This is a genomic window from Plantactinospora sp. KLBMP9567 (assembly GCF_033446045.1).
In the GTDB taxonomy this organism is placed as follows: domain Bacteria; phylum Actinomycetota; class Actinomycetes; order Mycobacteriales; family Micromonosporaceae; genus Plantactinospora.
The window spans coordinates 309,175-323,097 of record NZ_JAWQRR010000016.1 but is presented as its reverse complement, the minus strand read 5'-3'; the positions used below and the strand labels follow the sequence as shown (position 1 = coordinate 323,097).

The following is a 13,923-nucleotide window of genomic DNA, read 5'->3' as shown; positions in this document are numbered from 1 at the left end:
GAGATCAAGTAGTGGAGATGTGGTCCCTGCCGGCCGCCGAACGGCGGTCACGGGCACGGCCGACGGCACGACGAGCCGGCCGGCCCCGGTCGGAGTACCCGGGACCGGCCGGCTCGGACGGGACGTCGGATCAGGAGGAGCAGGTGTTCAGCATCGTCTGCAACGCGCTCTTCTCCGCCGACTGCAACCGGAGACCCCAGTTGTACTTGGTCCGGATCCACATCTTGGCGTACGTGCAGTGGTAGGCGGTGCGGCTCGGCTTCCAGGTCGACGGGTCCTGGTCGCCCTTGGCCTGGTTGACGTTGTCGGTCACCGCGATCAACTGGGGCCCGCCCCGGTCGTTGGCGAACGACTGCCGGCGGCTGGTCGTCCACGAGTTGGCCCCGGAGCGCCACGCCTCGGCGAGCGGGACGATGTGGTCGATGTCGACGTCGGCCGGGTTGGTCCAGGTCGCCCCGTCGTACGGGCTGTACCAGCTTCCCGAGGTCGGGTAGCAGGAGCTGTCCACGCCCACCCCGCTGCCGTCTCGCCGCAGCACCGTCTCCCGGGTGTTGCAGGCGCCGCTGATGGTGATCCAGTGCGGGAACAGGTCGCGGCTGTAGCCGGTCATCGAGCCCTGGGCGGCGACGGTCAGCGCGTTCAGGTTCGACTGGGCGGTTGCCTTGGACGGGATGCCGGGCGGAGTGGCGCCGACCGGGGACGCGACCAGCAGGGACGCGGCGATCGCCGCGATGGCGGCGGTGGCGGTGAGGGTCAGCCGGATACGGCGACGTCGGATGTGCGGCATGGATGCCTCCCGAGGCTCTGGGGGTACGGGAGGGATCAACGTAACTGATCATCGTGACCGGACCGCCACGGTCACGTAACCGGCCATCGACGCGCGCCGTAATCCCGGGCGCCCGATGCCGGGCGGCGGGCCCGTCCGGTCCGGGACGGGCCGCGCCCGGCGCCGATCCTGGTCGGTCAGGCCGGCTGGCTCGTGGTGGGGGTGGGCTGGCGGGGCGTCGCGTTGCTGGTCCCGTTGCTGGAGACCGCCGGAGCCGCGCCGACGCCGAGCACGGTCAGTGCGGCCAGCAGCAGCGCGATCCACTCGTTCGAGTCCAGTCCACCGAGGATCACCGTGGCGAGCACCTGTAGCACGCTCAGCACCACGGCGACGGCGGTCTTGCCCCACCGGTACTGCGGAGTCAGCGGCACCAGGTAGACACCGATCGCGGTCGCGGCGGCGATCGCGATCTGCACCGCCTCGTCCGGCTCGATGCGCTGGTCCCCCGAGAGCGCGCCGTACGCGACCGTGAGCGCCGCCCCGGCGACGGCGGCGAGGGCCTTGCCGTACTTGCGGACCATGTTCATCTCCTTGCGCCTTCCCCGCGACCGATCGACCGGACACAGTACACAACCATCTGTCCTGTCCAGATGCTGTAACAGGGGATCCGCACCTGTCAGTCGGACATCTGCGGTTTTGCGGTCGGATCTCCGGCTGGTACCGCCGGGGACAGCGGCGCCGCCAGGTCGACCGGCCGCGCTGGCCGTACGCCTGGCCCGGGTTCCGCTGTCCCGGCCGGGTCCGGCGGATTATGGCCGACCGACGGGAAGATGTGGTGACCGGCCAGGAACGACCGCTCCCAGATGTCGTCGAGGACACGGCCGTCCTCGTCGCTCACGTCCTGATCGGTCGACGGCACCAGGGCGCTGGTGCTCCAGATGCACCGGGTCACCATGTCCTCGCCGTCCCAGGAGCGCAGCAGCGCGAATCCGGGCCGGACCCGCCGGAACACCTCGGTGAAGAACGGGGTGATCGCGACGATGGGTCCTTCGGTGCTGCCCTCCTCCGGCGACTCGACCAGGATCAGCCGGTCGCCCCGGATGGCCGCCTCGCTCCGGTACCGCTGGTCGCCGCTCGGGTCGGCGTCGGCGATGTTGAGCACGATCGAGCCGGGTGTACCGGTCTGCTCGAAGTGGTAGTCGGTGTGCCGCCAGCGGAACCGGCCGCCCCGCTTCGTCAGGTGGTAGTAGTGCCAGTGTCGCCGGATCGGGGACAGGGCCGCCTCCGTCGAGCGCAGTCGCACGTCGAGCGAGTGGGCGAGCATCTCGCGGACCGCGAGCAACGTGTCGCGGCCGTCGCCCGAGGCGACATAGAGGCTGGTTGCGGCACCGACGATGGCGCCGCCGAACGCGGCGAGCGCGCCGGCGATGATCTGAAAGATCTGCTCCTTGCCGCTGGTCTGGAGATAGACCCCGAATGCGGTGGTGGCGAGGCCGAGCGCGGTGAGGAGCCAGAGTGGAGTACTGCCGAGAGAGCGTCTTCTGCTGGTCACACGACCTCCCGTCGAATGGTCTCGAATCTCCCCTGGCGGGCTGCCGGCAGATGGCGGGGACCGGGGCGCGGGAAACGCGAAGCCGTCGGCGGTGACGGGTGCGACGAACTTTCAGAATAGCTTGGGTGGTCTCGAAGGCTCTCCGGCTCGGAGCCGGGGCCGGGCGTCTCCGGTCAGACCAACCCGCTCAACGCCAGCACCTCGTCGGCACATCCCCAGGAAAGGGCGAGCCCCGAGCCGCCGTGACCGTAGTTGTGGATGAGGGGGTTGCCGTCGACATGATCGCGTTCGATCCGTACGCTCGGCCGGCTCGGTCGCAGCCCGACCAGGATGCGCCGGATCTGGGCGGAGTGGAGCAGCGGCTCGACGGCGGCACAGCGTTCGACGATCGCCGCTGCCCGGACGGGGTCCGGCGTGAGGTCCTCCGAGCCGGGCGTCGCGCTGCCGCCGAGTACGACGTGACTGCCGTGCGGCAGGATGTAGGTCATGTCCTCGTGTTCGGCCCAGTCCTGGAAAAACGTTTCTATTCCGGGATTGTCGACCACCACCAGTTGGCCCCGGGTGGGGAAGACCTGGTCGTCCGGGACCAGATAGCGGGCGCCGAGTCCGGTGCAATTCACCAGTACGTCGGCGGCGCCGACGAGTTCCTTGAAAGAGCCGACAGTGCCGATTTCTATAGTGCCGCCCTGGTCGATCAGGCGCCCGGTGAGGTATTCCAGATAGGCCGGCATGCTCACCAGTGGACTGGTGTAACGCCAGCCGCTGACATAGCCGGGCGGTAGCTGGTCGGCGGGGCAGAGTTCGAAGTCGCTCAGGTCGCGGACGCAGGCCGGCGGCTCCAGTGGAAAGGGCGCCACCTCCAGGCCACGAACGAGCCGGACGCCGGACGACGCGTCCTCGGCGATCTTCTCCAGAGTCAGTCGGGTCTGTTCGCTCCAGTGCAGGACCCGTTCGTCGGTCAACTCGTAGGGCCCCCAACTCGCCCCGGCGGACGCGGAGGTGGTCTCCTGCGGCGGCCGGGCGGCCCGGATCCGGACCGAGAGTCCCGCCTCGGCGAGCCGGACCGCGGTGGACAGTCCGATGACGCCCGCACCGATAACCAGAACGTCGGGTCGTCGGGACATCGCCATTAGGCCATATTAACGGAGGTCTTACCCGTCCAGTGGTCGCCTCCTGCCGGATGCCTGGTTGCGGCGGCGTGGGTCGGCACGTCGACACATCAATATGGATTCGCGGACGCCGGTGCCGGCTGGAAATTGCAGCGGTGAATTACCGTCGGTGGTGGAACTCCCCGTCACTCGACCAGTCGAATTCGCGAAGACCAGGGAGTTCATTCGACCCTGACCTGCGATGGCTACCATCCGTGACCACAGGGATTCGGGCGGTTGCCGGAGTCGGTCGTTCTGGGCCGGCGTGCCGCTGCGCCGGTACGCGCGGGCCGAAGGGGTGCCGGTCGGTGGGCCGCTCGGTCGGCCGATCGGTCCGTCGTCCGGGTTGGACGGAGCCGGGCTGTCCCGCTTCGGTGGGATTTATCGTCGCCATCCGTCGCCCTGCTCCCGGGTAGCCGGTTGACAGCCAAGAAACTCGATGTCAATCTCCCGGTATTCCCGGACTGGGAGCGCTTCCATAGATCTTGGTTCACGCCGTACCACCCCTGCCCGGCGGTGCCGGCCACCGGTCACCGCGCCCACCGGAAGGAATGACGTGCTCAGACCCCGCTCGCCGCATACCGCTCCACTCGCCGCCGCCACGATCGCGGCCCTGGCCGCCACCGTGCTGACCGCACCCGGCGCCGCGTCCGCCGCCGACGAGGCACCGGAACAGATCGTCAACGGCACCTTCGACAACGGCCACGCCCCCTGGTGGGGCACTGCCAACCTCACCCTCGACTCCAGCACCGGGCAGCTCTGCACCGAGGTGCCCGGCGGCACGGTCAACCCCTGGGACGTGATCATCGGCCAGGACAACGTCGCGCTGGTCGCCGGCGAGTCGTACGAGTTCCGGTTCTTTGGCCGGGCCACCCCGAACAAGGTCGGCCGGGCACTGGTGCAGTTGCCGGTCGACCCGTACACCCAGTACCTGTCGGCCAGCCCCGAGTTGAGCGTCTCCGGCAACGAGTACCGCTACACCTTCACTTCCCCGGTCGACCTGCCGAACGCCCAGGTCGCCTTCCAGCTCGGCGGCAGCGCCGAACCCTGGACGGTCTGCCTGGACGACGTCTCGCTGACCGGCGGTGCCGAGCCGGACGTCTACGTCCCGGACACCGGCCCGAGAGTCCGGGTCAACCAGGTCGGCTACCTGCCGAAGGGGCCGAAGAACGCCACCGTGGTCACCGAGGCGACCGATCCGCTGCCGTTCCAGCTCCGCGACGGTGCCGGCCGGCTCGTCAAGCAGGGCCGGACGACGCCGCGCGGCCTGGAGCGCTCCTCCGGGCAGCACGTGCACACCATCGACTTCGGGCACTTCACCCGCCCCGGCACCGGCTACACGCTGACCGCCGACGGGGAGACCAGCCGGCCGTTCGACATCGGCGCCGACTTCTACGAGCAGCTCCGCACCGACGCGCTGAAGTTCTACTACACCCAGCGCAGCGGCACCGAGATCTCCGACGCGCTCCGCCCGGGCTACGGCCGCCCGGCCGGACACGTCGGGGTGGCGCCCAACCAGGGCGACACGGCGGTGCCCTGCCAGCCCGGCGTCTGCGACTACACCCTGGACGTCTCCGGCGGCTGGTACGACGCCGGCGACCACGGCAAGTACGTGGTCAACGGCGGCATCTCGGTGCACCAGCTGATGAGCGAGTACGAGCGCTCGATCCGGGCCGCCACCGGTGAGCCGTGGCGGCTCGGCGACCGGACCCTGGCGCTGCCGGAGAGCGGCAACCGGGTGCCGGACATCCTCGACGAGGCGCGCTGGGAGCAGGAGTTCCTGCTCAGCATGCAGGTGCCGGCCGGAAAGCCGCTGGCCGGGATGGCCCACCACAAGATCCACGACGACTCGTGGACCGGGCTGCCGCTGCTGCCACACCTGGACGACAAGCGGCGCGAACTGCACCCGCCGTCCACCGCCGCCACGCTCAACCTGGCCGCCACCGCCGCACAGGCGGCGCGGGTCTTCCGGCCGTACGACCGGCGGTTCGCCGACCGCAACCTGGCCGCCGCGAAGACGGCCTGGGCGGCCGCGAAGGCCAATCCCGAGCGGTACGCCGACCCGGCCGACGCCAACGGCGGCGGCGCGTACAACGACGCCGACGTGACCGACGAGTTCTACTGGGCCGCCGCCGAGCTGTACCTGAGCACCGGGGCGAAGGAGTACCGCGACTTCGTGCTCGCCTCCCCGCACCACGCCGGCGACGTCTGGCAGGAGCGGGGGATGGACTGGGGCAACACCGCCGCGCTCGGCCGGCTGCAACTGGCCACCATCCCGAACAACCTGCCGGACCGGGCCCGGGTACGCGCCTCGGTCGCCCAGGGCGCGGACCGCTACCTGGCCACCCTCCTGGCGCACCCGTACGGCATCCCGTACAACCCGTCGGACAACCTCTTCGACTGGGGCTCCAACAACCTGATCGTCAACAACGCCATCGTGCTGGCCACCGCGTTCGACCTGACCGGCAAGGACCGCTACCGGGACGGGGTGTTGCAGACGATGGACTACATCCTCGGCCGCAACGCCCTGAACCAGTCGTACGTGACCGGCTACGGCGAGGTGGCGTCGCGAAACCAGCACAGCCGCTGGTACGCCCGCCAGCTCAACCCCGACCTGCCCAACCCGCCCCGGGGGACCCTCTCCGGCGGCCCGAACTCGGCCATCCAGGACCCGGTCGCCCAGCAGAAGCTGCGCGGCTGCGCACCGCAGTTCTGCTACATCGACGACATCGAGTCCTGGGCGACGAACGAGCTGACCATCAACTGGAACGCACCGCTGTCCTGGATCGCCGCCTTCATCGCCGACCAGGACAACGGCGACGCCCGCAACCACCGGCACTGACCGCCCGACGAGATCTGACGGAGGGCCCGGCACACCCGGGCCCTCCGCCCGGCCGGGCGAAGCCCCCGGTCGGCGGATCATCGCCGGCCGGGGGCCGCCCCACCGCACCTGGCCCGTTGTGGGTCGGTGGGTCCTCAACCCGGCCGGCCGGCGCGCACCCGCCGGGTCGACCGGTAGCCGTTCGGGTTTCCCGGCCAGCCCACCGACCGGTCGGCGGTGCCGGGGTCGACCAACGCCGCCGCCTCGCCGGACCGGACCATCCGGTGCCAGCGCAGCCGGCCGCCCAGCAGCGCGGTGACCGCCGACCGGACGACCACCAGAAACATCAACTGCCGGTAGACGAGCTGCTGCAACGGCAGGCTCCAGAGCGGACCCAGCCGCTCACCGTCCAGCCGCAGCGCGTACGCCGCCGTCCCTGCCTGGACCAGCAGCAGGCCGAGCCAGGCGAGCACGAGATGGCTCCACGGCAGGAAGAAGAGCCCGTAGAGCGCGAACGCGTCGACCGCCGGCCCGGCCAGCGGCAGCAGCACCTGGAAGACGGCGAGGTACGGCAGGGCGCGGCGACCCAGCCGCCCACCCGGGCCGCGCTCCACCAGGGCGTGCCGGTGCTTCCACATCGCCTGCATGGTCCCGTAGCACCAGCGGTAGCGCTGCCGCCACAGTTGGCGCAGCGACCCGGGCGCCTCGGTCCAGGCGATGGCCCGCCCCTCGTACCGGACCCGCCAGCCGGCGCGCAGTACCGCCATGGTCAGGTCGGTGTCCTCGGCCAGGGTGTCCGCCGGAACACCGCCCGCGTCCAGCAGGGCCTTCCGGCGGAAGGCACCGATCGCGCCCGGGATGGTGGGCATGCAGCGCAGCACGTCGTACATCCGGCGGTCCAGGTTGAACCCGATGACGTACTCCAGGTGCTGCCAGCGGCCGAGCAGCCGGCGCCGGTTGGCCACCCGGGTGTTGCCGGAGATCGCCCCGACGGAGGGATCGTCGAAGCCCTGCACGAGCCGGTACACCGTGTCGGGCTGGAACACCGTGTCCCCGTCCACCAGCACCAGCAGGTCGGCCCGGGCGTGCCGGATGCCGGTGTTCAACGCCGCCGGCTTGCCGGCGTTGACCTGCCGGACCACTCGTACCCCGGGCAGCCGCATCCGTTCCACCACCCCGGCCGTGTCGTCGGTGGAGCCGTCGTCCACCACGATCACCTCGATCGCCGGGTAGTCGCTGTTCACCAGGGACCACACCGTCGCGCCGACGTTGGCGGCCTCGTTGTACGCCGGCACGATCACCGTCACCGGGGCGTAGAACCGGCCGGCCGGCCGGGACCGGGACCGGGTGCGGATCCGCCGCCGGTGCAGCTCGGCGCAGACCACCCGGACCACCAGCCGGGCCAGGCTGAGCAGCAGCGCCACGGCGAGCAGCCAGCTCATCGCGGTGGCCAGCCAGCCGGCACCGGTGTGGGCGTACCGCAGGGCGGTGCCGCGCAGCCGGTCCCCGGTCGAGGATTCTGATTTCTCATCTCGTGCACTAGAGCGTCGGGCCCGCACCCGGTGTCACATCCGCCGAACCGGAGATCGACTCAGAGCGGGTAGGTCCGGGCCACCGCGACCAGTTCGGAGCTGTGCGATCCGACGATGCCGACGCCGGGCGGGCGCGGGCGGAAGCCGGGCAGTCCGGCGAGGCCGTCGCTGGCATCCATCGCCCGCAGCCGTACCGGGCCGCCCCCGGCCGGGCGGAGCCGCAACTCGATCTCGATCCCCTCGGCCGGCGGGGCGTGGAAGACCACACCGAACGGCTCCCGGCCGTCGACCCGGACCTCCCGGCCGTCGACCCGGGCCGAGACGACGGCGGCGGTCGCCGGGTCGACGTGCAGCGCGGCGAACCGCACCGGGCGCTGTGGGACCAGCCGGACACGCAGCGTACGGACGCCGGATCCGGTGACGTCGGAGAGCGGGTCGAGCCGGGGCGGGGGCAGGGCGGCCGGTTCGGCCGGGCCGGTGCGCAGTTCCTCGTCGCCGAAGACCGGGAAGGTGTCGCCGATCCGGGTCCGGCCGTCGACGTACCGGTCGGTCCAGGGCTGCGGGTCGGCCTCCTCGCTGAGCCAGCGGGCGGTTCCGGTGTCGGCGTCCAGCGCGTACATCAGGTGGGTCGGCACCGGATGCGCGGCGTCGAACCGGTCGACCACCAGGCCGGTTCCGGCGCACAGCACGGCGCCGAGCAGCGCGGCCAGGGCGGGTAGCGCGCCGCGCCGCCGGGCCCGGAGCGCGGCCATCCCGCGCTGGCCGCCGGCCACCGGGTGCAGCAGGTCCACCACGGGCAGCGCGGCCAGCCCGAGCAGCACCGTGAAGAGCGCGCCGACTCCGCCCATCGCCATGCCGAGCGCCGGAAAGAGCAGTACGACGGTGGGGAGCAGCACGAGTACTCCGACCGCCGCGCCGGCGGTCACCGCGACCACCGCCCACGGGCCGTCCCGGCGTACGGCCAGGGCCACCAGTCCGGCCAGCACGCCGGCCAGGGCCGGCAGGGTGGTCAGGTACGCCCCGCCGGGGGCCACGGCGGCGAGCAGCACCCCGAGCACGGCCAGCCAGCCCAGCCCGCCGACGGCGAGTGCCGCCGGCCCGGTACGCCGACGGGTCAGCGCGTACCAGCCGAACAGCACCGCGGCGGCGAGCGCCACCACCGCCAGCCGATACCACAGTGGACGGTACGGGTCGAGCAGCGTCGCGTAGCCCGGCCGGATCGCGGTGATCGCGGCCCAGAGCAGTTGCGCCCCGACCGGGGCGACCACGATCGGCAGCAGCGCCAGCCCGAACCCGACGGCGAGCCGGGGCCACGACGCGCGCCCCCGCCGCCGGACGGCCCAGCCGAGTACGCCGACCCCGGCCAGCGCCAGCAGCGCGAGCGGCAGGGTGAGCCAGCCGGGATACCGGGCCAGCCCGCCGGGCACCGGGAAGTACGTGGCGTCCCCGTCGGCGGCCAGCCGGGTCAGGTCGACCGCGCCGAACTCCCGGGCCAGCCCGAGCGCGTTCGCACCGTGCTGTTGCAGGCTGCCCCGGTCGACGCTGGCCGGAGTGTCCAGCGGGGTGTGGTAGAGCGCCGCGCCGTCGATGTAGGCGGCGTTCAGCCCGGTGAAGCCGTGGTCGAGGAAGGCGGTGAAGTCGGTGTCGTTGGGCAGCAGCCGGTAGACCTCGACCGCGAACGAGGTCCCCACCGGGTACGGCGCGGCCCGGCCGAAGACCTCCACCAGGCCGGCGTTGCGCAGCGAGGTCTCGAACATGATCACCGGGCCGGTGCTGCCCCGCGCCTCCAGGTTGAGCACCACGCCGCCGCCGGCGGCCAGCGGATGGTCGGCGGCGAACGCCGAGGCGCCGCAGAGGCAGGCCTCCTCGGCGTCGGTGAAGACCAGCACGACGTCGTTGCGCGGGCGTTCGCCCGAGGTCAGCGCGCGGGCCACCTCCAGCAGTGCCGAGGTGCCGGCCCCGTCGTCGTTGCCGCCCGGGCCGACCTGCACCGAGTCGTAGTGGGCGACCAGGAAGACCCGGCCGGTGGGGTCGGTGCCGGGAATCCGGGCGACCACGTTGCGTACCCGGGCCAGCGTCGCGCCGCCCGCGCCGCCGCTGAGCTGCCCCGCCTCCTCGGCGACGGTGTCCTGCAGTTCGGGAGTGAGACCGAGACCACGCAGGGTGCTCTCCAGGTGACTGCGTACCCGCTCCGCGGCCGGGCTGCCGGCGGCGTGCGGCTCCGCCGCGACCGTCCGGAGGTGCTGGTACGCCCGCTCCGCGCTGAACTCGTCGGCCGGCGCGTCGAGGCCGGCCGGGCGCGGCGTACCCACGCCGAGCACGGTGACCACACCGACCGCCGCCAGCGCGGCCAGGGCCGCCAGCGCGGCCGGCAACCGGCGCCGGGGTCGGGCCAGCGCCCGATCGGAGGCGGACAGGAGGGTCGTCGCGGAGGGTGTGGCGGGCGGCGGTGGATCGGCGGGGGAGTGGTGGTCAGGGGCGGACACGGGTGCCTCCAGGGGTCGGCAGCGAATGCCATCATCGCGGTTCACCCGTTCCCCGCCCGGCCGGGTCACCCTGCTGGCAGCCGGTCGCATAGCGTGATACGCATGTCCACGTACCGAGTGACCGAACCCGTCGCCGTGCTGCGCGATTTCGTCGCGCGGGTGGCGCCGTACGACCCCGAGCCGGATGCCGTCCCGGTCGGCGTCGTCGATGTCCGGTCCGCCGGGGAGGCCGGGACAGTTCCGCTCACCCCGCACCTGGCCCGGGCCCTGGCCGAGGCGCTGGCCGGCTACCGGGATCCGGCCGACCGGGGCCGCTGCGCGGGGTGCGGTGGCCGGCGGCTGGACGAGAACCTGCACTGCCTCGACTGCGGGCGGCTGCACGGGGTGCTCGGTGAGGTGCTCGCGCACCAGGCGGAACAGGTGCGGCTACGGGACCCGGCCGGCTCGGCGGAAGCTTCGCGGTGACGCCGTGCCGCCGTGTCGGCGCGACCTGTGTTGTGTGGCAGCGTTGGGTGGTACAGGATCGGCGCGGATCGTCGTCGTGGGCGTGGGCCGGACCCGACCGGGCGGGCGCGGGGGCCCGCTGATGGGGCGGTTCGGTCGTGACGGTGAGGGACGGAGCGAGGAGGCGTCGTGACCGGATGGAGGGGGACGAACCGGTGACCGGGTCGTCCGTCGTACCCGCGCCGGCGTACCCGCACGGCGGGCTAGGGCGGCATGCCAAGCTGCCGCCCCGGGAGCGGATGCGGGTGTTGCTGATCGAGGACGATGACGCCGACGCCTTCCTCGTCGGCGAGTTGCTCGCCGAGACGGGCGACGGCATCGACCTGCTCGTCGCGAACAGCCTGAACGCCGCCCGGGTGCAGATCCGCGGTGTCGACTGCGTGCTGCTGGACCTCGGCCTGCCGGACGCGCAGGGCCTGGACGGGCTCCGCCAGGTGCTCGCGATGTCCAGCGGTGCCGCAGTCTGTGTGCTGACCGGCCGCTCGGACGAGCACCTCGGCATCGGCGCGGTCGCCGAGGGCGCCCAGGACTACCTGGTCAAGGGTCAGGTCGACGGGGTGCTGCTGGCTCGGGCCCTGCGCTACGCGGTGGAGCGGAAGCGGGCCGACGAGAACGCCCGGCGGCTGCGTGAGGTGGAACTGCGCCAGGCCGAGTCCGCCCGGTTGGAGCGCGGCCTGCTGCCCCAGCCGTTGATCGACACCGACCTGGTGCAGGTGCATCCCTTCTATCGCCCCGGCCGGCACGAGGCGTTGATCGGCGGCGACTTCTACGACGTGGTGCAGACCAGCCCGGACCGGATCGACCTGATCGTCGGCGACGTCTGCGGGCACGGGGTGGACGAGGCCGCGCTCGGCGTCGAACTCCGGGTCGCCTGGCGGGCGCTGGTGCTCGCCGGAGTGCCCGACGAGCAGGTGCTGCCGGCGCTGGAGCAGGTGCTGATGAGCGAGCGGTCGAAACGGGAGATCTTCGCGACCGTCGCCGCGGTCCGGCTGGACCTGTCCGGCAACCGGGCAACCGTCCGGCTCGCCGGGCATCCGCCGCCGCTGCTGCTCGCCGGGGGCCGGGTGGTGCCGGTGCCGGCGCCGCACGGGCTGTTGCTCGGGGTACGGCCACGGCCGCCGGTCGCCCACGAGCTGCGCTTCGACACCGAGGACTGGTCACTGCTGATGTACACGGACGGGCTCATCGAGGGCCGGGTCGGCGACGGCGACGAGCGGCTGGACGTACCCGGGCTGAGCGGGCTGGTGGCCGATCCGCGGGCCCGTGGGGTGGGCCTGCCGGAGCTGCCCGGCTGGCTGGTCGAGCAGGCCGAGGAGCGCAACGGCGGGCCGTTCTCCGACGACGTGGCGATGCTGCTGGTCAGCCGGGGGGAGGGGCGGTGAGCTCACCGGTCCGGTGGACGCTGCACCGTCGGGTCACCGCGCTGTGCGTGATCGTCGGCGTGGTACTCGGCATGCTGGCGGTCAGCGCCACGGTCGTCGCCACCAGCAACCGGCAACACCTGGACACCCTGCTCACCAAGACCGGCCCGCTGCGCACCGACGGTCAGGCGCTGCTCAGTGCCCTGGTCGACCAGCAGACCGGGGTACGCGGCTACGCCGTCACCGCCAACGACGCCGACCTCGCGCCGTACCGGGAGGGCCTGCAACGCGAGACGGCGCTGATCGCCTCGATGGACGCGCTCCTGCACGACCAGCCGGAGATCCGTCGCGAGCTGCACACGGTGCGGGACCGCGCCGAGCAGTGGCGGGAGGTGGTGGCCGAGCCGGCGATCGAGCTGACCGTGCGGAGCGGGCCGGAGGCCGCACAGGCGTACCTGACCGCTCAGCCCGACGGCCGCTTCACCGAACTGCGCGGCGAGGTGGAGGCGTTGCAGCGGTCGATCCTCGAGCTGCGCAACTCCGTCGCGCAGAACGCGCGGGGGACCGGCAACACCCTGGTGCTGCTGCTGATCCTGGCCGCGGTCGTGGTGGTGCTGGCCGGTCTTGCCCTGCTGACCTCGCTGAACCGGCTGGTGATCGGTCCGGTCACCACGCTGGCCGGCCAGGTGCGGGAGGTGGCCGGCGGGGCGTACCAGCGGGAGATCGAGCAGGTCGGGCCGCCGGAGCTGGCCGCGCTGGCCGGCGACATCGACGGGATGCGCCGCCGGATCGCCGCCGACCTGGACGAGGTGCGGCAGGCCCGGGAACGGATCGAGTGGGTCAACAGCCAACTGGAGAGGCAGGCCGAGGAACTGGTCCGGTCCAACCGTGACCTGGAGCAGTTCGCCTACGTCGCCTCGCACGACCTCCAGGAGCCGCTGCGCAAGGTGGCCAGTTTCTGCCAGCTTCTGCAACGCCGGTACGCGGGCAAGCTCGACGAGCGCGCCGACCAGTACATCGCGTTCGCGGTCGACGGGGCGCAGCGGATGCAGCGGCTGATCAACGACCTGCTGGCGTTCTCCCGGATCGGCCGGCTCACCACCGGCTTCACCGACGTGGATCTGAACGCGGTGATGGCCGACGTAGCCGGCCAGACGGAGCCCACCCGGCGGTACGTCGGCGGCGAGCTCACCTGGTCGGACCTGCCGGTCATCCGGGGCGAGGAGACCCTGCTGACCAACCTGCTGGTCAACCTGGTGGGCAACTCGCTCAAGTTCCGCCGGCCGGACGTGGCGCCGAAGGTGCACGTCTCGGCCCGGCGGCTGGGCGACGAGTGGGAGATCAGTTGCCAGGACAACGGGATCGGCATCGAACCCGAGTTCACCGACAAGATCTTCGTGATCTTCCAGCGGCTGCACGCCAAGGACGCCTATCCGGGTACCGGCATCGGGCTGGCCATCGTGAAGAAGATCGTCGAGTACCACGGCGGCCGGGTCTGGGTGGACCCCGACGCGGTGGCCGAGGGCACGATGATCCGGTTCACCCTGCCGGTACCGCCGGAGCTGCGGGAGCCGGTCGAGCCGTCCGAGGCCCCCGGTGCGGACGGCGAGGGGGACGGCACGACCGTGCCCGCACCGGCCGGCGGGTCGCCGACCGCGAGCGAGGCGGACGCCACACCGCCGGGTGAGTCGGCCCGGCCGGCCGGCGACATGAAGCAGACTGTGTGACGGACGAGTGGATCGACGAGGAGGGC

At 72.3% G+C, this 13,923-nt stretch carries 10 protein-coding genes; 4 read left to right on the top strand and 6 right to left on the bottom strand.

What is annotated here, in order from left to right:
- Nucleotides 1-130: 130 nt before the first annotated feature.
- The 4 genes from R6Y94_RS12960 to R6Y94_RS12945 all read right to left on the bottom strand — a co-directional run bounded on the left by R6Y94_RS12960 (nucleotide 131) and on the right by R6Y94_RS12945 (nucleotide 3,442).
- The gene (locus R6Y94_RS12960; RefSeq protein ID WP_318396040.1) at nucleotides 131-787 is read right to left on the bottom strand and encodes an HNH endonuclease family protein; all 657 of its coding nucleotides are present in this window, start codon (nucleotides 785-787) and stop codon (nucleotides 131-133) included.
- A gap of 176 nt (nucleotides 788-963) precedes the next feature.
- Nucleotides 964-1,347, bottom strand: a complete 384-nt coding sequence (locus tag R6Y94_RS12955) for a hypothetical protein (protein WP_318396039.1) — start codon at nucleotides 1,345-1,347, stop codon at nucleotides 964-966.
- 95 nt (nucleotides 1,348-1,442) lie between these two features.
- A complete protein-coding gene (locus R6Y94_RS12950) occupies nucleotides 1,443-2,318 on the bottom strand; it encodes a hypothetical protein (protein WP_318396038.1) in 876 nt (291 codons plus the stop codon).
- A 173-nt stretch (nucleotides 2,319-2,491) separates the two neighbouring features.
- Nucleotides 2,492-3,442, bottom strand: a complete 951-nt coding sequence (locus R6Y94_RS12945; RefSeq protein WP_318396037.1) for an FAD-dependent oxidoreductase — start codon at nucleotides 3,440-3,442, stop codon at nucleotides 2,492-2,494.
- 580 nt (nucleotides 3,443-4,022) lie between these two features.
- Here R6Y94_RS12945 and R6Y94_RS12940 point away from each other — a divergent pair.
- A complete protein-coding gene (locus R6Y94_RS12940) occupies nucleotides 4,023-6,308 on the top strand; it encodes a glycoside hydrolase family 9 protein (RefSeq protein WP_318396036.1) in 2,286 nt (761 codons plus the stop codon).
- A 134-nt stretch (nucleotides 6,309-6,442) separates the two neighbouring features.
- Here R6Y94_RS12940 and R6Y94_RS12935 read toward each other — a convergent pair whose 3' ends face one another.
- Entirely contained in the window at nucleotides 6,443-7,846 is a 1,404-nt protein-coding gene (locus R6Y94_RS12935) for a glycosyltransferase family 2 protein (protein WP_318396035.1), read from the bottom strand.
- A gap of 32 nt (nucleotides 7,847-7,878) precedes the next feature.
- Entirely contained in the window at nucleotides 7,879-10,236 is a 2,358-nt protein-coding gene (locus tag R6Y94_RS12930; RefSeq protein ID WP_318396110.1) for a M28 family peptidase, read from the bottom strand.
- A gap of 171 nt (nucleotides 10,237-10,407) precedes the next feature.
- Here R6Y94_RS12930 and R6Y94_RS12925 point away from each other — a divergent pair, with 171 nt between their 5' ends.
- From R6Y94_RS12925 to R6Y94_RS12915, 3 genes are all read left to right on the top strand, one after another.
- Nucleotides 10,408-10,770 (top strand): hypothetical protein, encoded by a 363-nt coding sequence (locus R6Y94_RS12925; RefSeq protein WP_318396034.1) that lies wholly within the window; start codon nucleotides 10,408-10,410, stop codon nucleotides 10,768-10,770.
- Nucleotides 10,771-10,946: 176 nt separating this feature from the next.
- A complete protein-coding gene (locus tag R6Y94_RS12920) occupies nucleotides 10,947-12,191 on the top strand; it encodes a PP2C family protein-serine/threonine phosphatase (RefSeq protein WP_412102749.1) in 1,245 nt (414 codons plus the stop codon).
- On the top strand, nucleotides 12,188-13,897 hold the full coding sequence (locus R6Y94_RS12915; RefSeq protein ID WP_318396033.1) for a sensor histidine kinase: 1,710 nt from the start codon (nucleotides 12,188-12,190) through the stop codon (nucleotides 13,895-13,897). Before R6Y94_RS12920 ends, R6Y94_RS12915 begins: the two co-directional genes overlap by 4 nt.
- Nucleotides 13,898-13,923: the final 26 nt, after the last annotated feature.